Annotated in this window: 13 protein-coding genes and 1 riboswitch; of the genes, 8 read left to right on the top strand and 5 right to left on the bottom strand. The window is 71.2% G+C overall.

Features of this window, described 5'->3' with window-relative positions:
* Positions 1-30 precede the first annotated feature (30 nt).
* Positions 31-1,485, bottom strand: a complete 1,455-nt coding sequence (locus POF73_RS05535) for a short-chain fatty acyl-CoA regulator family protein (RefSeq protein WP_272113327.1) — start codon at positions 1,483-1,485, stop codon at positions 31-33.
* 267 nt (positions 1,486-1,752) lie between these two features.
* Here POF73_RS05535 and aceA point away from each other — a divergent pair, with 267 nt between their 5' ends.
* The 5 genes from aceA to POF73_RS05510 all read left to right on the top strand — a co-directional run bounded on the left by aceA (position 1,753) and on the right by POF73_RS05510 (position 9,167).
* Positions 1,753-3,036: an isocitrate lyase gene (gene aceA, locus POF73_RS05530; RefSeq protein WP_272113326.1), complete on the top strand. Its 1,284-nt coding sequence runs from the start codon at positions 1,753-1,755 to the stop codon at positions 3,034-3,036.
* 97 nt (positions 3,037-3,133) lie between these two features.
* Positions 3,134-4,732 carry a malate synthase A gene (gene aceB, locus POF73_RS05525; protein WP_272113325.1) on the top strand — a complete coding sequence of 533 codons (1,599 nt, stop codon included), beginning with the start codon at positions 3,134-3,136 and terminating at the stop codon, positions 4,730-4,732.
* Entirely contained in the window at positions 4,729-5,601 is an 873-nt protein-coding gene (locus POF73_RS05520; RefSeq protein ID WP_272113324.1) for a 3-hydroxybutyryl-CoA dehydrogenase, read from the top strand. Before aceB ends, POF73_RS05520 begins: the two co-directional genes overlap by 4 nt.
* A riboswitch (cobalamin riboswitch) is annotated at positions 5,600-5,823 on the top strand. It overlaps the preceding gene by 2 nt.
* 155 nt (positions 5,824-5,978) lie before the next feature.
* Positions 5,979-8,297 carry a 5-methyltetrahydropteroyltriglutamate--homocysteine S-methyltransferase gene (gene metE / locus POF73_RS05515; protein WP_272113323.1) on the top strand — a complete coding sequence of 773 codons (2,319 nt, stop codon included), beginning with the start codon at positions 5,979-5,981 and terminating at the stop codon, positions 8,295-8,297.
* Between the two features lie 384 nt (positions 8,298-8,681).
* Positions 8,682-9,167: a hypothetical protein gene (locus POF73_RS05510; protein WP_272113322.1), complete on the top strand. Its 486-nt coding sequence runs from the start codon at positions 8,682-8,684 to the stop codon at positions 9,165-9,167.
* A gap of 61 nt (positions 9,168-9,228) precedes the next feature.
* On the opposite strand, the gene POF73_RS05505 is transcribed toward POF73_RS05510, so the two are convergent.
* The 4 genes from POF73_RS05505 to POF73_RS05490 form a co-directional block, all read right to left on the bottom strand.
* The gene (locus POF73_RS05505) at positions 9,229-9,954 is read right to left on the bottom strand and encodes a class I SAM-dependent methyltransferase (protein ID WP_272113321.1); all 726 of its coding nucleotides are present in this window, start codon (positions 9,952-9,954) and stop codon (positions 9,229-9,231) included.
* 152 nt (positions 9,955-10,106) lie between these two features.
* Positions 10,107-12,560, bottom strand: a complete 2,454-nt coding sequence (locus POF73_RS05500; RefSeq protein WP_272113320.1) for an ATP-binding SpoIIE family protein phosphatase — start codon at positions 12,558-12,560, stop codon at positions 10,107-10,109.
* 185 nt (positions 12,561-12,745) lie between these two features.
* Entirely contained in the window at positions 12,746-15,142 is a 2,397-nt protein-coding gene (locus POF73_RS05495; RefSeq protein WP_272113319.1) for an MFS transporter, read from the bottom strand.
* Between the two features lie 156 nt (positions 15,143-15,298).
* A complete protein-coding gene (locus tag POF73_RS05490) occupies positions 15,299-15,742 on the bottom strand; it encodes an SRPBCC family protein (RefSeq protein ID WP_272113318.1) in 444 nt (147 codons plus the stop codon).
* A gap of 192 nt (positions 15,743-15,934) precedes the next feature.
* On the opposite strand from POF73_RS05490, the gene POF73_RS05485 reads away from it, so the two are divergent.
* The 3 genes from POF73_RS05485 to POF73_RS05475 all read left to right on the top strand — a co-directional run bounded on the left by POF73_RS05485 (position 15,935) and on the right by POF73_RS05475 (position 19,153).
* A complete protein-coding gene (locus tag POF73_RS05485; RefSeq protein WP_272113317.1) occupies positions 15,935-16,972 on the top strand; it encodes an Rv2578c family radical SAM protein in 1,038 nt (345 codons plus the stop codon).
* A gap of 135 nt (positions 16,973-17,107) precedes the next feature.
* Positions 17,108-18,685, top strand: coding sequence for an alpha/beta hydrolase (locus tag POF73_RS05480; RefSeq protein WP_272113316.1), 1,578 nt, complete (start codon positions 17,108-17,110; stop codon positions 18,683-18,685).
* 69 nt (positions 18,686-18,754) lie between these two features.
* Positions 18,755-19,153: a RidA family protein gene (locus POF73_RS05475; RefSeq protein ID WP_272113315.1), complete on the top strand. Its 399-nt coding sequence runs from the start codon at positions 18,755-18,757 to the stop codon at positions 19,151-19,153.
* Position 19,154 lies beyond the last annotated feature (1 nt).

The following is a 19,154-nucleotide window of genomic DNA, read 5'->3' as shown; positions in this document are numbered from 1 at the left end:
TGCGTACCCGCGGAGCCGTGGCACGACTGATCAGCCGGGTCCGTCGCTCTCGACCGGATAGGGCACGAACGTGCTGCTGTTCTGGTCGATCCGCAGCTGACGCCCGAGCGGCGGCGCGGCCCGCTGGGGGCAGTCGAGGCGCTCGCAGACGCGGCAGCCCATGCCGATCGGGGTGGCCGCGGCGGTGTTGGCGAGGTCGAGGCCGTCGGAGTAGACGAGCCGATGCGCATGGCGGATCTCGCAGCCGAGCCCGATGGCGTACGTCCGCCCCGGCTCGCCCCAGCCGCCGCGGTGCCGGGTGACCACGCGGGCGGTCCACAAGTACCGCTGCCCGTCAGGCATTTCGGCGATCTGGACATGGATCCGGCCGGGCGCGGCGAACGCCTCGTAGACGTTCCACAGCGGGCAGGTGCCGCCCGCCCGGGAGAAGTGGAAGCCGCTGGCCGACTGCCGCTTGGACATGTTCCCGGCCCGGTCCACCCGGACGAAGGAGAAGGGCACCCCGCGCAGCCGCGGCCGTTGGAGGGTGCTCAGCCGGTGGCAGACGGTCTCGTAGCCGAGGCCGTAGCGGTCGGTGAGCCGCTCGATGTCGTAGCGGACCTCCTCGGCCGCCGTGTGGAAAGCGGTGTAGGGCAGGATCAGCGCGGCGGCGAAGTAGTGGGCGACGCCGATCCGGGCCAGGGCGTGGGCGGGTGAGCCGGGCTCGAAGTCCTCGGCGGCCCGGCGGTCGAGGTCGTCGCCGTATTCGAGGAGGGCCAGCTGGGTCGCCATCCGGAAGGCGCGCTGGCCGGGGCGGAGGCGGCCGGAGAGGTGGAGGGTGCGGGTCGTCACGTCGTAGTGGTGGAGCCGGTCGTCGGTGTCGTGGGGATGCGGACGACCGCCGGTGGCATGGGGGTGCGGACGGTCGGCGGCTCCGGCGGCCAGGCGGATTCCGTGGGCGTCGGCCAGTCTCGCCGCCAGGGTGCCGAGGACCTCTCCGGGCCGGATGCCGATCGCGTCGGCGAGGTGCTCGGCCGCGAGGTCGGTCTCGTGCAGGTAGTTCTGGCGGCGGTAGAAGAAGTCCCGGATCTCCTCGTGCGGTGAGTGCGGCGCCGTGTGGCCGGTGTCCCGCCCGTCCGCGAGCCGCTCGGACAACGCCTGGTTGCGGCGGCCCAGTCCGACCAGCACCTGCGCCACCGCCGGCATGCGCGAGGCCAGTTCGGCGAGGTCGGACGATGACACCCGGGACTCGGCGATCTCTCCGGCCAGCGCCTCGCGCAGGTCGGCCACCAGCCGGGTCGTGTCGCGTTCGGAGAAGAAGCCCGGGTCGAGCCCGAACGTCTCGGTCAGCCGCAGCAGCACGGGCACGGTGAGCGGACGGGAGTCGTGCTCCATCTGGTTCAGATAGCTCGGGGAGATACCCAGGGCGCGGGCGAGTTCGGCCTGGCTCATCCGGCGTTCCTCGCGCAGCCGCCGCAGCCGCGCGCCCGCGTAGGTCTTGCTCACTCCGGGCCCCTCCTTCGTGTGCGGACAGGGGCAGCGTACGCGAGGAACACCCGCCTCCTCCCTTCGCAAAGTTGGCAGACGAGGACCGGAAGATTCGCAGAAGTTGGCAACGGTCCACGGTTGTTGGCACTCAGTGCCAGTGCCAAAGTCGTCGGTGTGGCCAGCGAACTACAGCGGGCCATCCAGAGCGAGACACCCAGTGCCAACTGCTGTCTGTCCAGGCATACGGATTGGCACTCAGCACAGACCGAGGAGACGGTGACAGTCATGGCAGAGGCGAGCACGCAGGCGGCCGAGGAACTCGCGCGGCGCTGGGCCACCGACCCGCGCTGGCAGGGCATCGAGCGCACCTACACCGCCGAGGACGTGGTACGGCTCTCCGGCAGCGTCCGTGAGGAGCACACCCTGGCCCGGCGCGGCGCCGAACGGCTGTGGCGGCAGCTGCACGAGCGGGACTACGTCCACGCGCTCGGCGCGCTCACCGGCGGCCAGGCCGTCCAGCAGGTCAAGGCCGGGCTCCAGGCCATCTACCTGTCCGGCTGGCAGGTCGCCGCCGACGCCAACCTGGCCGGACACACCTACCCCGACCAGAGCCTGTACCCGGCCAACTCGGTCCCGCAGGTGGTCCGCCGGATCAACAACGCGCTGCTGCGCGCCGACCAGATCGCCACCGCGGAGGGCGGCGAGGACACCACCGACTGGCTCGCGCCGATCGTCGCCGACGCGGAGGCCGGGTTCGGCGGCCCGCTCAACGCGTTCGAGCTGACCAAGGCGATGATCGCGGCGGGGGCCGCCGGCATCCACTACGAGGACCAGCTCGCCTCGGAGAAGAAGTGCGGTCACCTCGGCGGCAAGGTCCTGGTGCCGACCTCGCAGCACATCCGCACCCTCAACGCCGCCCGGCTGGCCGCCGACATCGCCGATGTGCCGACGGTGGTCGTCGCGCGTACGGATGCGCTCGCCGCCAACCTGCTGACCAGTGACGTCGACGAGCGGGACGCCGAGTTCGTGACCGGGGAGCGGACGGCGGAGGGGTTCTACCGGGTGCGGAACGGGATGGCGCCGGTCATCGCCCGCGGGCTCGCGTACGCGCCGTACGCCGACCTGATCTGGGTGGAGACCGGTACGCCTGATCTCGGCCAGGCGCGGGAGTTCGCCGAGGCGATCCATGCCCGGTACCCGGACCAGATGCTGGCGTACAACTGCTCGCCGTCCTTCAACTGGAAGGCGGCGCTGGACGACGACCAGATCGCCAAGTTCCAGCGGGAGTTGGGGGCGATGGGGTACCGGTTCCAGTTCATCACGCTGGCCGGGTTCCACTCGCTCAACCACGGGATGTTCGACCTGGCCCGGGGGTACGCCGAGCACGGCATGACCGCGTATGTCGATCTGCAGGAGCGGGAGTTCGCCGCGCAGCAGCACGGGTTCACTGCCGTCAGGCATCAGCGGGAGGTCGGTACAGGGTATTTCGACCTGGTTTCGACTGCCGTCAATCCTGCGTCCTCCACGACCGCGCTTGCCGGGTCGACCGAGGAGGAGCAGTTCCACTAGGCCGGTTCGTCGTCTGCGGGTGTGTGGGGGCTGGTCGCGCAGTTCCCCGCGCCCCTTTCAGGGCGATGCCCTGAACGTTTCCAGTCAGGAGAACCCGATGTCCATCACCGCACCGACCCACCATGTCCGCGTGCTCGCCGCTCCCGGTCACCGCCATGACGAGATCCTCACCCCCGCCGCCCTGGACTTCGTCGGTCGGCTGGTCGGAGGCTTCGGGGAGCGGCGGCTGGAGCTGTTGAAGGAGCGACGTCGGCAGGCGCTGCGTCTTGCCTCCGGCTCGCCGCTCGACTTCCCCATGGTCACCTCCGCCGTGCGCGCAGACCCCGCCTGGCGCGTCGCGCCGCCCGCGCCCGGGCTGGCCGACCGCCGGGTGGAGATCACCGGGCCGCCCGACCGTCGGATGGCGGTCAACGCGCTCAACTCCGGTGCCTGCGTGTGGATGGCGGACTTCGAGGACGCGACCGCGCCCACCTGGCACAACGTCATCGACGGGCAGCTCAACCTGCTCGACGCGATCGAGCGACGGATCGACTTCGGCACGCCGGAGGGCAAGGAGTACCGGCTCCGCGAAAGCAACCGGCTCGCCACGATCGTCGTACGGCCGCGCGGCTGGCACCTCGACGAGGAGCACCTGGAGTTCGACGGCCGGCCCGTGCCCGCCGCCCTCGTGGACTTCGGGCTGTACTTCTTCCACTGCGCGCAGCGTCAGATCGACGCCGGTCGCGGGCCGTACTTCTACCTGCCGAAGCTGGAGAACCGGTACGAGGCGCGGTTGTGGAACGACATCTTCGTCTTCGCCCAGGAACTCCTCGGCATCCCGCGCGGCACGGTCCGTGCCACCGTGCTCATCGAGACGATCACCGCCGCGTTCGAGATGGAGGAGATCCTCTACGAGCTGCGTGAGCACTCCTGCGGCCTCAACGCGGGCCGTTGGGACTATCTCTTCAGCCTGATCAAGACTTTCGGTCACCGCACCGACTTCCTGCTCCCGGACCGCGGGCAGGTCACGATGACGGCGCCCTTCATGCGGGCGTACACCGAACTGCTCGTGCGTACTTGTCACAAGCGGGGCGCGCATGCGATCGGCGGTATGGCCGCCCAGGTGCCGGGCAAGGATCCGGCCGCCCACGAGGCGGCGGTCGCCAAGGTGCGGCTGGACAAGGAGCGGGAGGCGGAGGACGGCTTCGACGGGTCCTGGGTCGCCCATCCCGGGCTGGTGGACCTGTGCCGGGAGGTGTTCGACGGCGTCCTCGGGGACCGGCCCCACCAGATCGACCGTACGCGTGACGACGTGGAGGTGACGGCGGCCCAGTTGCTGTCGGTGCGCCGGATCGGCGGGCCGCCGAGCGCCGAGGGCGTGCGTACCAATGTCGCCGTGGCCTTGCGGTACTTCACCGCCTGGCTGCGTGGGCAGGGTGCCGTCGCGCTGTACGGGCTGATGGAGGACGCGGCGACCGCGGAGATCGCCCGGGTGCAGATCTGGCAGTGGCTGCGGCACCGGGTGGTGGACCGGGAGGCGGTGACAGGGCTGCTCGAAGACGAGCTGGTCTCGCTGGGTGCGGAGTATCCGTGGGCGCCGTTGGACGAGATCCGCGCGCTCTTCGAACGCACCGCGATGGCGGGTGAGTTGCCGCTGTTCTTCACCCCGGACGCGTACACACGACACCTTGTGCGGTGGACGGAGGAGGGGGCATGAGCGGGGACATCAGGCGCGTCGGCGTGGTCGGCGGCGGGCAGATGGGGGCCGGGATCGCCGAGGTGTGCGCCCGGGCCGGGCTGGACACCGTGGTGTGCGAGGCCGACGCCGTCGCCGCCCAGGCCGCCCGGGAGCGCGTGGCCGCCTCGCTGGAACGGGCCGTGCGGCGGGGCAAGTTGACGGAGGCCGCCGCGCGGGACGCCCTGGGGCGGCTGCTCTTCACCGGCTGCCTGGAGGACCTGGCGGACCGGCAGCTCGTCATCGAGGCCGTCGTCGAGAACGCCGATGCCAAGGTGGAGGTGTTCGCCGCCCTCGACAAGATCGTGGCGGACCCGGCGGCGGTCTTCGCGACCAACACCTCCTCCCTGCCCGTGATGCGTCTCGCCATGGCCACCGGCCGCGCCGACCGCGTGGTGGGACTGCACTTCTTCAACCCGGTGCCCGTGATGCCGCTGGTCGAGGTCGTCACCTCCCTGCACACCGCCCCGGAGACGGCCGCCGCGGTCGAGGAGTTCGCGACCGGGGTGCTGGGCAAGACGGTCGTCCGCTCCCGGGACCGCGCCGGTTTCGTCGTCAACGCGCTGCTCGTGCCCTACCTGCTGGCCGCGATCCGCATGGCGGAGTCCGGGTTCGCCACCACGGCCGACATCGACGCCGGTATGGAGCTGGGCTGCGCCCACCCCATGGGGCCGCTGAAGCTGGCGGACCTGATCGGCCTCGACACGGTCGCCTCGATCGCCGAGTCGCTGTACGACGAGTTCAGGGAACCCCTGTACGCCCCTCCCCCGCTGCTGCAGCGGATGGTCGAGGCGGGGCTGCTGGGCCGTAAGACCGGCCGCGGGTTTCACATGTACGGCACCGGCATCTAGGGTTGCCGGTGCAGCTGGTTCGCCCCGTCAGCCAGGCGGGACGCGTCGTAAGAGGGAACCCGGTGGGAATCCGGGACTGCCCCGCAGCGGTGAGCGGGAACGACCGCCGTCATACGCACTGGGTCCGACGTACCGGATCTGGGAAGCGACGGCCAGTAGGTGTCCTCAGGTGATGAGGACGTGCCCGCGAGTCCGAAGACCTGCCAACTGCCCGTGCGCGGACGGTTCCGCGCGCGGACATCCCGGTGACCTCGTGGGCGGGTCGGCGTGCATACCGAACGGGCGGCCAGGGGCCGCTGCCGTGCGGTTCCGTCACCCCTTCGCGCTCTCGTCCCGTCCCCGGGATCTCAGGGATCCATCTCGCGAAGGAGATCTCCGTGACCACCGAGTCCGCAGCCGCGGCAGCACGGACCACCGTGTACGGCTACCCCCGCCAGGGCCCGAACCGGGAACTGAAGAAGGCGATCGAGGGCTACTGGAAGGGCCGCGTCAGCGCCGACGAGCTCCGCTCCACCGCGGCCGGCCTGCGGGCCGGCAACTGGCGGCAGCTGGCCGAGGCCGGCCTCGACGAGGTTCCCACCGGGGACTTCTCGTACTACGACCACGTCCTCGACACCACCGTCATGGTCGGCGCCGTCCCCGACCGGCACCGGGACGCCGTCGCCACCGACCCGCTCGACGGGTACTTCGCGATGGCGCGCGGCACCAAGGACGTGGCGCCGCTGGAGATGACCAAGTGGTTCGACACCAACTACCACTATCTGGTGCCGGAGTTGGGCCCGGAGACGGTGTTCGTGGCCGACTCCGCCAAGCAGGTCGCCGAGTTCGAGGAGGCCGTGGCCCTCGGTCTGACGGCCCGGCCGGTCCTGGTCGGCCCGGTGACCTATCTGCTGCTCGCCAAGCCGGCCCCCGGCGTGGCCGCGGACTTCGAACCGCTCACCCTGCTGGACCGGCTGCTTCCGGTGTACGCCGAGATCCTCGCCGACCTGCGCGCGGCCGGCGCCCAGTGGGTGCAGCTGGACGAACCCGCCCTGGTCCAGGACCGCACCCCGGCCGAACTCAACGCCGCCGAACGCGCCTACCGCGACCTCGGCGCCCTCACCGACCGGCCGAAGCTGCTGGTCGCCTCGTACTTCGACCGGCTCGGGGAGGCCCTGCCGGTGCTGGCGAAGGCGCCGGTCGAGGGGCTCGCGCTGGACTTCACGGGGTCCGCGGCCGCCAACCTGGAGGCGCTCGCGGCCGTCGGCGGGCTGCCGGGCAAGCGCCTGGTCGCCGGTGTCGTGACCGGGCGCAACATCTGGGTCAACGACCTGTCGAAGTCCCTGGCCACCCTCGGCACCCTGCTGGGCCTGGCCGACCGGGTCGACGTGTCGGCCTCCTGCTCCCTGCTGCACGTGCCGCTCGACGCGTCCGCCGAGCGGGACATCGAACCGCAGATCCTGCGCTGGCTCGCGTTCGCCCGGCAGAAGACGCGGGAGATCGTCACCCTCGCCAAGGGTCTCGCCCAGGGCACCGACACCATCGCCGCCGAACTCGCCGCCAACCGCGCCGACCTGGCCTCCCGCGCGGCATCCCCGGTCACCCGGAACCCGGACGTCCGGGCCCGTGCCGCCGCCGTCACCGAGGCCGACGCACGCCGCTCCCAGCCGTACGCCGAGCGGGCCGCCGCCCAGCGGGCCCACCTCGGTCTGCCGCTGCTGCCGACCACCACCATCGGCTCCTTCCCGCAGACCGGCGAACTGCGCACCGCACGGGCCGACCTGCGGGCGGGGCGCATCGACACGGGCGGCTACGAGGAGCGGATCAAGGCCGAGATCCGTGAGGTGATCGCCTTCCAGGAGAAGGCCGGACTGGACGTCCTGGTGCACGGCGAGGCCGAACGGGGCGACATGGTCCAGTACTTCGCCGAGCAGCTGACCGGCTACCTCGCCACTCAGCACGGCTGGGTCCAGTCCTACGGCACCCGCTACGTCCGTCCGCCGATCCTGGCCGGCGACATCTCCCGCCCCGCACCGATGACGGTCCGCTGGGCGTCGTACGCGCGCTCCCTCACCTCCCGCCCGGTCAAGGGCATGCTCACCGGCCCGGTCACCATGCTCGCCTGGTCGTTCGTCCGCGACGACCAGCCGCGCGCCGAGACGGCCCGCCAGGTCGCCCTCGCGCTTCGGGAGGAGGTCAACGACCTTGAGACGGGCGGGACTTCGGTCATCCAGGTCGACGAGCCCGCACTCCGGGAGACCCTGCCGCTGCGCGCCGCCGACCGTGCCGCGTACCTCGGCTGGGCCACGGAGGCGTTCCGGCTGACCACCGGCGGTGTCCGGCCGGACACCCAGATCCACACCCACATGTGCTACGCCGAGTTCGGCGACGTCGTCCAGGCCATCGACGACCTCGACGCCGACGTCATCAGCCTGGAGGCCGCCCGCTCCCATATGCAGGTCGCCCGGGAACTCGCCGCGCACGGCTATCCGCGCGAGGCCGGACCGGGCGTGTACGACATCCACTCGCCGCGGGTCCCGAGCGAGGGTGAGGCCGCCGAGCTGCTCCGTACGGGCCTGCGGGCCATCCCCGCCGAACGGCTGTGGGTCAACCCCGACTGTGGCCTGAAGACCCGCGGCTGGCCCGAGACCCGGGCCTCGCTGGAGAACCTGGTCGCCGCGGCACGCACGGTCCGAGGGGAGTTGTCCCCGTCCTGACCCGGGCGGTTCAGGTCACGGCGGCTCAGGTCGCCGTGACCGCTGCCGCCGGACGGGTACCGGTACCGCGCCGAGTTCACGAACTCCGCGGGGACGACACGCACTTCGCCGATCACCCTGACGGTCCAGGACGCGGACGACGGGAACGGGGGCGGGAACGGCGGCGAAACCCCGGGTGCCCCGGGCCGACCCTCCGGCTCCAACACCGTCACCGGCCCGAACGGCCAGAAGCTCACCGTCACCCCGGTCAACGACCTCGCCACCGAGAACCAGACCCTCAAGGTCACCGGCACCGGCTACGACGCGAAGAAGGGCGTCTACGTCGCCCTCTGCGTCGACAACGGCGACGGCGTACTGCCCACGCCGTGCATCGGCGGCGTCGACATGACCGGCGGCTCGCACTCCTCCGCGTGGATCTCCTCCAACCCGCCCGACTACGGCGAGGAGCTGGCGATCCCGTACGGCACGGGCGGTACCTTCGAGGTCGAGCTGACCGTGGACGCCAAGGACGAGTACACCGACTGCTTCAAGGCCAAGTGCGTCCTGGCCACCCGGGGCGACCACACCCTGTCAGGCGACCGCTCCCAGGACGTCAAGGTCCCGGTCAGCTTCGTCGGACAGGACCCGGTGGACACCGACGACGGCACAGGCACGGGCGGCACGGGCAGCGACGGCGGCTCCGGTTCGGGCACCACGGGCGGCGGCACCGGCGGCACGGACCCCGCCTCCACGGGCGGATCCGGCGGCACCGGTACCGGGGGCGGCAGCCTCGCCTCGACCGGCGTCACGGTGCTCTCCGTCGCCGCACTCGCGGCCGCCCTGCTGGCCACCGGCTGGGTGGCGTACCGCAGGGGCCGCACCATCAACTGATCGTCCGGCACGGCGAGTTCACCCTCCGGCGCGCACGGACGCGCCGGAGGGCAGCCCGTCGTCAGGCCGTCCGGCCCGCCACCACCCACTTCGACGGCAGCTCGATCCGTGTGCCGTCGGGCGCGTACTCCGTGGTGATCAGCGGCAGTTCGCCGCTCGCGAGGACGGTCAGCCCGGCTGCGCGCAGATAGTCCGGCACCGCGGCGTCGGCCACCTCGCCCGGGGCGATGCCGTGCCGGAAGATCGGTGCGAGCTTGGGCGGCGGGCCCGCCGGGCTCTGCGCGAGGCCGATCAGGACGGGCTTGGCGGACTCGGAGAGCTCGACGAGGAAGGCCCGGCCCCGCTCACCGACCAGCGTGGCGATCCCGTTCACCATCAGCTGCCGGTCGTCGGGCTCGGCCTGGTGCAGCACGCCCCGCATGTAGACGTTGGTGTCGCCGAGTTCGGCGTGCAGTGTCTCGGCCTCGGTCTTCTCCACGGCGTCGAACAGCCGGTACGCCGCCTGCCCGGCGGGGTCGGCGTGCCGGGCGTGGTCGAGGGCGGCTTCGGACAGGTCGGCGCCGATGACGCGCGGGAAACGGTCGGCGAGGAAACGCGTCTGTGTACCGTTGCCGCAGCCGAGGTCCACCATCGGCAGGCCCGGATCGGCCAGGTGCGCCTCGAACAGGGCCAGATGGCGCCCGGAGGTCAAGGCGGGCTCGGCGTCCCAGAACACCGCCCCCTGCTCCTCGGGGGCCTCACGCCAGAAGCCCTCCCAGGCCTCCCGGTACCGACTCGTCACGCTCATGTCCGACTCCCCAGGGTGCGACGACGACCCGTCCTGAAGTGACGGGCGAGTACGGTCTACCGCGGCCCGGTTTCGGCCACAAGCGCGTGGCGCATACCTTCACTCCGCATTCGACATCCGTCCGCCGTCGTACGCCTCACGGGGCACAGGGATCAGCGGCGCGGGAGCGTGAGTTCGAACCAGACGGTCTTTCCGGCACTGGTCCGGCTGGTGCCCCACTCACGCGCGAGCGTGCTCACCACGCGCAGCCCGCGCCCGGCCTCGTCGAGGGGTCCGGCGCTGAGCAGGGTCGGCAGGTCGTGATCGTCGTCGTCCACCTCGCACAGCAGCGTCTCACCGCGGACGAGGCGCAGTTCGACGGGGCGGCTGTGGGAGTGCCGTACGGCGTTGGTGACGAGTTCGCTCACCATCAGCTCGGCGTGGTCGGCGAGTCCGGCCAGCCCCCAGTCGTGCAGCTGCTCGCGGACGGCGGCGCGGGCCCGGCCGGCCTCCGCCGGGTCGAGCCGGATCCGCCACTCGGCGACGTCCTGCGGCTCGACGCCGTTGAGTCGGGCCATCAGCAGGGCCACGTCGTCCTTGCGGCCGCCGCGACCCGCTTCCGAGAATGTCGCGGCGAGGGCTCTGATGATGGTGTCGCAGGCGTCGTCCATGGACGCGGCCGGGTGGGCGGCGGACTCGCAGAGGGTGGCGAGGCCGACCCCGATGTCCTCGCCGCGCACCTCGACCAGCCCGTCGGTGCACATCACGATCCGGTCGCCGGGCTCCACCCGCACGCGTACCGCCTCGAAGGGCACCCCGCCGACGCCGATCGGCGCTCCCGTGGGCAGGTCGAGCAGCTCGCTGCGTCCGTCGTCGGCGCGGACCAGGACGGGCGGGATATGACCGGCGTTGGCGAGGTGCAGTTCGCTCGCGATGGGGTCGTAGACGGCGTACAGGCAGGTCGCCAGGTAGGTGTCGCCGAGGCGCTGGGCGAGGTCGTCGAGGTTGCGCAGCAGCTGGGCGGGCGGCAGGTCGAGGGCCGCCATGGTCTGCACGGCCGTACGCAACTGGCCCATCATGGCGGCGGAGTTGAGACCGTGGCCCATGACGTCGCCGACGACGAGGGCGGTTCTGGCCCCGGGCAGTTTGACGGAGTCGAACCAGTCACCGCCGACCCGCCCCAGCAAGGTACCCGGCAGATAGCGGGTGGCGATGTCGCAGCCCGCCATGCGCGGCGGGATGTGCGGCAGCATGCTGTCCTGGAGGGTCTCTGCGACGCTCTCCTGATAGGTGTACATGCGCGCGTTGTCGAGCACGAGGCCCGCGCGGGCGGCGAGTTCGGCGCCGGTGACGCGGTCCATGTCGTTGAACTCGACGCGCTCCGGGTGCCGCAGCAGGATCATGAAGCCCAGGACGACATTGCGCGCCTTGAGCGGCACGACCAGCATCGAGCGGCCGGTGATCAGCGGCCGGATGTCGCGCTTCTCGAACTGCGAGGCGATGGCGTGGCCCATCTGCTCGCTGATGCGCGGCACGAGGACGGGTTCGCCGGTGGTCATGCACTGGAAGAACGGCGTGTGCGCGGGGAACGGCATGGCCTCGCCGACCGGGACGACGTCGTCCCAGCGGCCGGGTTCGTCGGTGTGCTCGACGGCGACCCGGTGCCACATGGTGGTGGTGTCCGGCACGCCGTCGGGGAACCCCTCGCCGGCGACGACCTGTTCGCGCAGATAGGTGCCGGCGACGTCGGTGAAGCGCGGCACGACGGCCTTGCTGACCTCGATGATGGTCCGCGACAGATCGAGGGAGGTGCCGATACGGCCGCTGACCTCGTTGAGGAACTCCAGGCGTTCGCGTACGGCGGCGTACTCCAGGTCCTCGCCCTCGTCAGGGTAGTCCTGCGGTAACGGCGACCCTTCGGCGACGGCCCGGGCGGCGCGCTCGCGGCGGGCCTTGCGCTCGACGCGCCGGGGCACGCCCCAGTCGGGGGTGACGGGGACCCGGTCGTTCTGGCTGAACTCCAGTACGGGATAGCCGAGTTCGAGGATCTGCCCGACGATCCGGGCACTCTCCTCGACGCTCATGCTGGGCAGGATCTCGGGGAGGCGGCGGGCGAGTTCCTCGGCGCCGGGGAAGTCGGTGTGCAGGGCGAAGGCGGGTGCGACGCGCTCGAAGCGGGCGTCCTCGTCGCCCGCCTCCTGCTGGAGTCCGCCCACGTCGGCGCCGAGCACCAGCAGCCGCTCCGGTCCGGGCCCCACCAGCGGGTAGGCCCACCACAGCACGTCGACGCGGTCGTGGTCGCGCACGGTGAGCCGGGCGCGGCCCGCGGCCGGGTAGAACAGCCGCCCGTCGAGGGACGATTCGAGGTCGTGGCCGAGATCGTCGTACGCCGCGTACGCCCCGTACGGCGCGAGGTCCCCCTCGTCGGGCAGGGCCCCGGAGACCGGCAGGAGGTCGACGGCCGGGCGCCCGATCGCCTCTTCCTTGGCGGCGCCGAACAGACGGCGTGCGCCGGAGCTCCAGTGGGAGACCAGGCCCTCGCGGTCCACCACGACCACGGCCAGCGGGATACGGCCGGCCGCGCCGGGTTCGGTCACCGCGTCGTCCCTCTCGGTGCCACGGTTCATGGCCCAGGCCCTCTCTCCCCACGGCTCCGCAAGATCTGCCGCCTACTCCACCGTACGGCTCTGGACGGAGGTGATGTGCGGCAATACGGGAATTGGTGCGGCCGGACCGGGGCGGCCCGGGCGGGTGCCGAACGGGCGGCAGACGCCGCGTCCGCGCAGGACAGCGGCGTGCACCCGACGGGTCGTCAGTCCTCGTGGCTCAGCTGAAGGTCGCGTTCCGTACGGCCGCCGCCGGCGACCTGGAGCACGGTGGCGACCGGCGGGTAACCGGTGGCGATGACGGTGTACTCGCCGGTGGACAGGTCGACGAACCGGAAGGTGCCGTCGGGCCCGGTGGTCAGGGTGTCCATGACGTTGCCGGCCGCGTCGAGGAGGGTCACGCGCGCGTCCTCGACGGGCCGTCCGCCGCCCGCGCGTACGGTGCCTCGCAGGAGGGCGCCGCCGGCGAGTTCGATGTCCTGGCGGGTCTCGCGGGCGGCCTTCACGGTGACAGGGACGGCGGCCGGGCGGAACGCGGGCGTGCTCGCGGCGAGGGTGTACTCGCCCGCGACCAGTTCGGTGATGACATAGCCGCCTTCGCGGCCGCTGCGGGTGGTGGCGACGACCTCGCCGTGGACGTCGGTGAGTGTGACGGTGGCGTCCACGGGGGTGCCGTCCGGGGTGAGCACCCGCCCGGCGAGGCGTCCGGCACCGCCGAGGACGATGTCCAGCTCGACCGGGCGCTCGCCGACGGTCACGGAGACGGCCTGCGGCTGGTGGCCGCCCGCGGCGGCGATCAGCACGTACGCGCCGGGGCTCGGCGTGGCCAGTGTGTACCGCCCGTTCTCACCGCTCGTGCCGCGTCCGATCTGCTGCCCGCCGACGTCGATGAGGGTGAGCGCCGCGCGCGGGACGACGGTGCCGTCGGGGTGCTGCACCGTGCCGCGGACGGGGACACCGGCCGTGTGCGGCGATCGGGTCGCGGGGATCGGGGCGCGCACGGACGCCGGTTCCGTCTCCGGGGCCGGGGCGTCGTGGGACGCCGCGCCGGTCGACAGGGGGGTCTCCTTGAGGAAGAAGGCGATCAGCAGCCCGAGGACGAGTACCGGCACCAGATAGAGGAAGATGCGCGGCATGGCCTCGGCGTAGGCCTGGACGTAGCCGTCGCGCAGGGCCTCGGGCATGGCGTGGACGAGCTGCGGGGTGATCGACTCGGGGTCGGGCAGCCGGGCCTCCGCGCGCGCGGGCAGGTGTTCGGCGAGGGCGTCGGCGAGCCGGCCGGCGAAGAGAGTGCCGAAGATCGCGGCGCCGACGCTGCCGCCGATCTGCCGGAAGTAGTTGTTGGCGCTGGTGGCGGTGCCGAGGTCGGCGGGGCGCACGGAGTTCTGCACGGCGAGGATCAGGACCGGCATCACCATGCCGATACCGGCGCCGAGTACGGCCATCCAGATGCTGTAGTGCAGCCGGGGCGTGTCGACTTCGAGGCGGGACAGCAGCCACATGCCGACGACCGAGAGGGCGCTGCCGAGCACGGGGTAGATCTTGTACCGGCCGGTGAGGCTGATGAGCTGGCCGCAGACGATGGAGGCGCCGACGATGCCGCCCATCATGGGCAGCATGAGCAGGCCCGACTCGGTGGCCGTGGCCCCGTCGACCATCTGCAGGAAGGTCGGCAGATAGCTGGCCGCCCCGAACAGGGCGACGCCGATCACGAGGCCGACCAGTCCGGTGACGTTGAAGACGGAGTCCCTGAACAGCCGCAGCGGGATCAGGGGTTCGGCGGCGAAGCGCTCTGCCACGAGGAAGAGGACGGTGGCGAGGGCCGCTCCCGCGCCGAGACCGAGGATCTCGCGGGAGTCCCAGGCGTACTCGTTGCCGCCCCAACTGGTCAGCAGGACCAGGCAGGTGGAGGCGACGGCGAGCAGCAGGGAGCCGAGGATGTCGAGCCGTGGCTTGGCCTGCGGCTTGGGCAGTTTCAGTACGACGGTGACGACGGCCAGGGTGAGGAGGCCGAAGGGGACGTTGATGTAGAAGCACCACCGCCAGGAGAGGTGGTCCGTGAAGTAGCCGCCCAGCAGGGGCCCGGCGACCGAGGCGAGGCCGAACGCGGCGCCGATCATGCCCATGAACCGACCGCGCTCGCGGGCCGGCACGATGTCGGCGATGATCGCCTGGACGCCGATCATGAGACCGCCCGCACCGACGCCCTGGACGGCCCGGTAGGCGATCAGCTGGTCCATGGTCTCGGCCCGGCCGGCCAGCGCGGAGCCGATGACGAAGACGACGATCGCGAACTGGAAGACGCCCTTGCGGCCGAGGAGGTCGCCGAGTTTGCCGTAGATCGGCAGGCCGACGGTGGCGGTGAGCAGGTAGGCGGTGATCGCCCAGGACATCTTGTCCAGGCCGTGCAGTTCGCCGACGATCTTCGGCAGGGCGGTGGCGACGATCATCTGCTCCAGCGCGGCGAGGAGCAGCGCGAGCATCAGCCCGAAGAAGACCAACCGCACCCGGCGCGGGCTCAGTTGGGGTTCCGAACCGTGGGGCGGAGCCTGTGCAGGAGGCGCCGTGACGGTTTCATCCTGCACCAAAGTCGTGCCGCTCACGTACCGCTCCCCTCGCCGCGCCTGCTCACATTTCCCGCATAAGGCGACAACTACGAGCAAGCGCGGCGAGTTACGGTGCCGTCCCGGACACGACGGAGTTCCACTCGATCCGGTGAGGAGGCCGGGGCAGACCAAGGGCCCCCGAACGCCGGGGACTTACTTCTCGACCTCGGCGGCGAGCTTGGTGAGCAGCGCGTCGTAGATCCGGCCGAGGCCCTTGGGCGCGAAGGTCTTCTCGAAGAAGCCGCCGATACCGCCGGCACCCTGCCAGGTGGTGGTGACGACGACCCGGGACTTGCCCTCGCCGGCCGGGGTGACCCGCCAGGTGGTGACCATGGAGGAGTTGCGGTCCTTCTCGACGAGCTCGCCGTCGGTGGGCTCGCTGACCTCCAGGAGGCAGTCGCGCACCCGCTTGCTGGTGGCCTGCAGCTTCCAGTGGACGAGGGTGCCCTCGCCGTCGCCGCCCTCGCGCACCTCGTACTCGCTGAAGTGCTCGGGCAGCAGCTTCTGCCGGGTGCCGCTGTAGTCGGCGAGGGCGTCGAACACCTTCTCCGCGTCCGCCGCGACGATCCGCTCCGTAGTGGCCTCGACCTGCGCCATTGACTTCCTCCAGGACCAGTTTTCTCGGGGGTTTGGGCAAGCCAACCACCCCGCTCCCGGACCGCCCAAATCGGGGTCCCGATCACGGCCCCGAAGCGATCGCACAGTGATCGAAATCGAAGCCTGGCCATAGGTCGCACGATCAAGGGAACATGTGTTCTATTCTGGGGCCAGTGCTACCGAGGAGGCACCATGCGCTGGGAGAACCTCACCCTGGAGTCCGACCACAGCCGGGCCGACACCGCGCTGTTCGGCGCGGACGCCGTGGTCACCCGCACCTTCGACACGCCCGAGTTCGCCGGGATCACCTTCCATGAGATCCGGGCCCGCTCGATCATCAACCGGGTGCCCGGCGCCTCGCGCATGCCCTTCGAGTGGACGGTGAACCCCTATCGGGGCTGCTCGCACGCGTGCGTGTACTGCTTCGCGCGCAAGACGCACAGCTATCTGGACCTCGACACGGGCCTCGGCTTCGACTCGCAGATCGTGGTCAAGGTGAACGCGCCGGAGCTGCTGCGCCGCCAGCTGTCCTCGCGTCGCTGGCAGGGCGAGCACATAGCGATGGGCACGAACGTCGACTGCTACCAGCGCGCGGAGGGCCGCTACCGGCTGATGCCGGGCATCCTCGCCGCCCTGCGGGACCACGCCAACCCGTACTCGATCCTGACCAAGGGCACGCTGATCCTGCGCGACCTCGACCTGCTGAAGCAGTCCTCCGAGGTGACGGACGTCGGCATCTCCATGTCGGTCGGCTTCGTCGACCGCGAGCTGTGGCGCACCGTGGAGCCGGGCACGCCCGCCCCCGAGCGGCGCCTGGACGTCGTACGGACCCTCGCCGAGCACGGGCTCGGGTGCGGTGTGCTGATGGCGCCGGTGATTCCGTTCCTGAGCGACCACCCGGCCCAACTGCGGGCCACCGTGCGGGCGATCGCCGCGTCCGGGGCCACCTCGGTGACGCCGCTGGTGCTGCATCTGCGGCCCGGGGCCCGCGAGTGGTTCATGGCCTGGCTGGGCCGCCATCACCCGCATCTGGTGCGCCGTTACGAGCGGCTGTACGCGGACGGCGCCTACGCGCCGAAGTGGTACCAGCGCCGGATCACCCGTCAGGTCCACGACCTGGCACAGGAGTACGGCATCGGCCCCACGCGCGCGAGCATGCCCCGCCGGATCCCCGAGCCCGAGCCGGCCGAGCCCACACTGACCGAACCGACTCAACTCTCGCTCATTTGAGAGCATTGGAGCGCTTCCCTCGACCCAATCGGGTCAAGTCTTGGCAGAACCCGTTCTTCCGGTGGTCCTTTCCGGCACGATGCGGCCGGGACCGTGGCACTCACGGTCCGAGACCCTCCGTCCTGGGAGGACCACATGAGAAAACGCGCAGTCGTGCTGTGCGGCACCGCCGCCCTCGTGGCCGGAACCATGACGGCCGTCCCCGCTCAGGCGGGCGCCGCGCACCCCGCAAAAGGCGATCAGGCCGCGCGCCTCACCTGGCAGAAGTGCGGCACGCAGGACTACCCGACGCTTCAGTGCGCGTCCCTCAAGGTGCCGCTCGACCACGCCCGTCCGAACGGACGGCAGATCACGCTGGCACTGTCCCGCGTCCCGCACACCGCGAAGAAGTACCAGGGCCCGCTGCTCGTCAATCCGGGCGGCCCCGGCGGCAGCGGACTCACGCTCGCCGGGTTCGTCGCCTCCGCACTGCCCAAGGACGTGGCGGCGCAGTACGACGTCATCGGCTTCGACCCGCGCGGCGTCGGCAAGAGCAAGCCCGCCCTCGACTGCCGCCCCGGCCACTTCGCCCCGGTCCGCCCGGACTCCGTGCCGAGCACACCGCGGATCGAGCGGGCCAACCTCCAGCGCGCCAAGGCGTTCGCGCGGGCCTGCGGCGAGAAGTACGCGGACGTCCTGCCGTACATCAACACGATCAGCGCCGTGCGCGACATGGACAAGATCCGTGCCGCACTCGGCGCGAAGCAGATCAACTACTTCGGTTACTCGTACGGCACCTACCTCGGCTCGGTCTACGCCAAGCTGTTCCCGCAGCGGGTGCGGCGCGCGGTCCTGGACTCGGTCGTCGACCCGACCGGCGTCTGGTACGAGGACAACCTCGCGCAGGACGTCGCCTTCAACGGCCGGCACCAGGCCTTCATGGCATGGGTCGCCAAGTACGACGCCACGTACAAGCTCGGTACCGATCCGGCGAAGATCGAGGCCAAGTGGTACGCGATGCGGGCGGCGCTGGCCAAGAAGCCGGCCGGCGGGAAGGTGGGCGCCTCCGAGTTGGAGGACACGTTCCTCCCCGGCGGCTACTTCAACGGCTACTGGCCCTATCTCGCCGAGGCGTTCGCGGCGTATGTGAACACCAAGGACACGGACCCGCTGGTCGAGGCGTACGAGAGGTTCGGAGCCATCGACTCGTCCGGCGACAACGGCTACAGCATCTATACGTCCGTGCAGTGCCGTGACGCCGTCTGGTCGCGCGACTGGAACCGGTGGCGGGCGGACAACTGGGCCGTGTACGACAAGGCACCGTTCATGACCTGGAACAACGCCTGGTACAACGCGCCGTGCGCGTTCTGGCCCACGCCCTCGCTGGACTCGGTGAACGTCGACAACGGCAAGCTGCCGCCGATACTGCTGTTCCAGGCGACCGACGACGCGGCCACCCCGTACCAGGGCGGCGTCACGGTGCACCAGAAGCTCGCCCGGTCCAGCCTCGTGGTGGAGCAGGGCGGCGGCAACCACGGCATCACGCTCAGCGGGAACGCCTGCCTGGACAAGCACCTCGCGGCCTATCTGACCGACGGCACGGTGCCGCACGGCGCGGGCGAGGCCGACGCGGTGTGCGAGGCACTGCCCGATCCGAAACCGCTGAACTCCAAGATGACGTCGCAGTCGTCGCGGGGCGCGGAACTGCACGAGCTGCTCGGCTTCCACGGCTGAGCGCGTGACCGCCTGACGGCTGACGGTCCGTCGGGGGCATTGTCGGACCCATGGTCCACCATGGGACGCATGAGTGATCTGACCAGGATCCCCGCCCCCGACGGAGTCGCCCCCGCCGCTCAGTACACGCACGTCGTACTCGGCACGGGCCGTTTCGTCGCCGTCTCCGGCCAGCTCGCCCTGGACGAGCACGGCGGCCTCGTCGGCGAGGGCGACCCTGCGGCCCAGGCCCGCCAGGTCTTCGAGAACCTGAGGCGCTGTCTGGCAGCGGCCGGGGCGACCTTCGACGACGTCGTCAAACTCACCTACTTCGTCACGGACATGTCCCACATGCCAGCCCTCCGCACGGCCCGCGCCGAACACATACCCGACGACCGCCTGCCGGCCGCGTCCGCGGTACAGGTCGCCGGGCTGGTACGGCCGGAGTTCCTGATGGAGGTGGAGGCGTTCGCGGTGGTGCCGGGTTAGC

The organism is Streptomyces sp. HD (genome assembly GCF_028369295.1).
Classification (GTDB): Bacteria; Actinomycetota; Actinomycetes; order Streptomycetales; family Streptomycetaceae; genus Streptomyces.
Note: the sequence above shows the minus strand (reverse complement) of the source record. Positions and strands in the feature narration are given on the sequence as shown.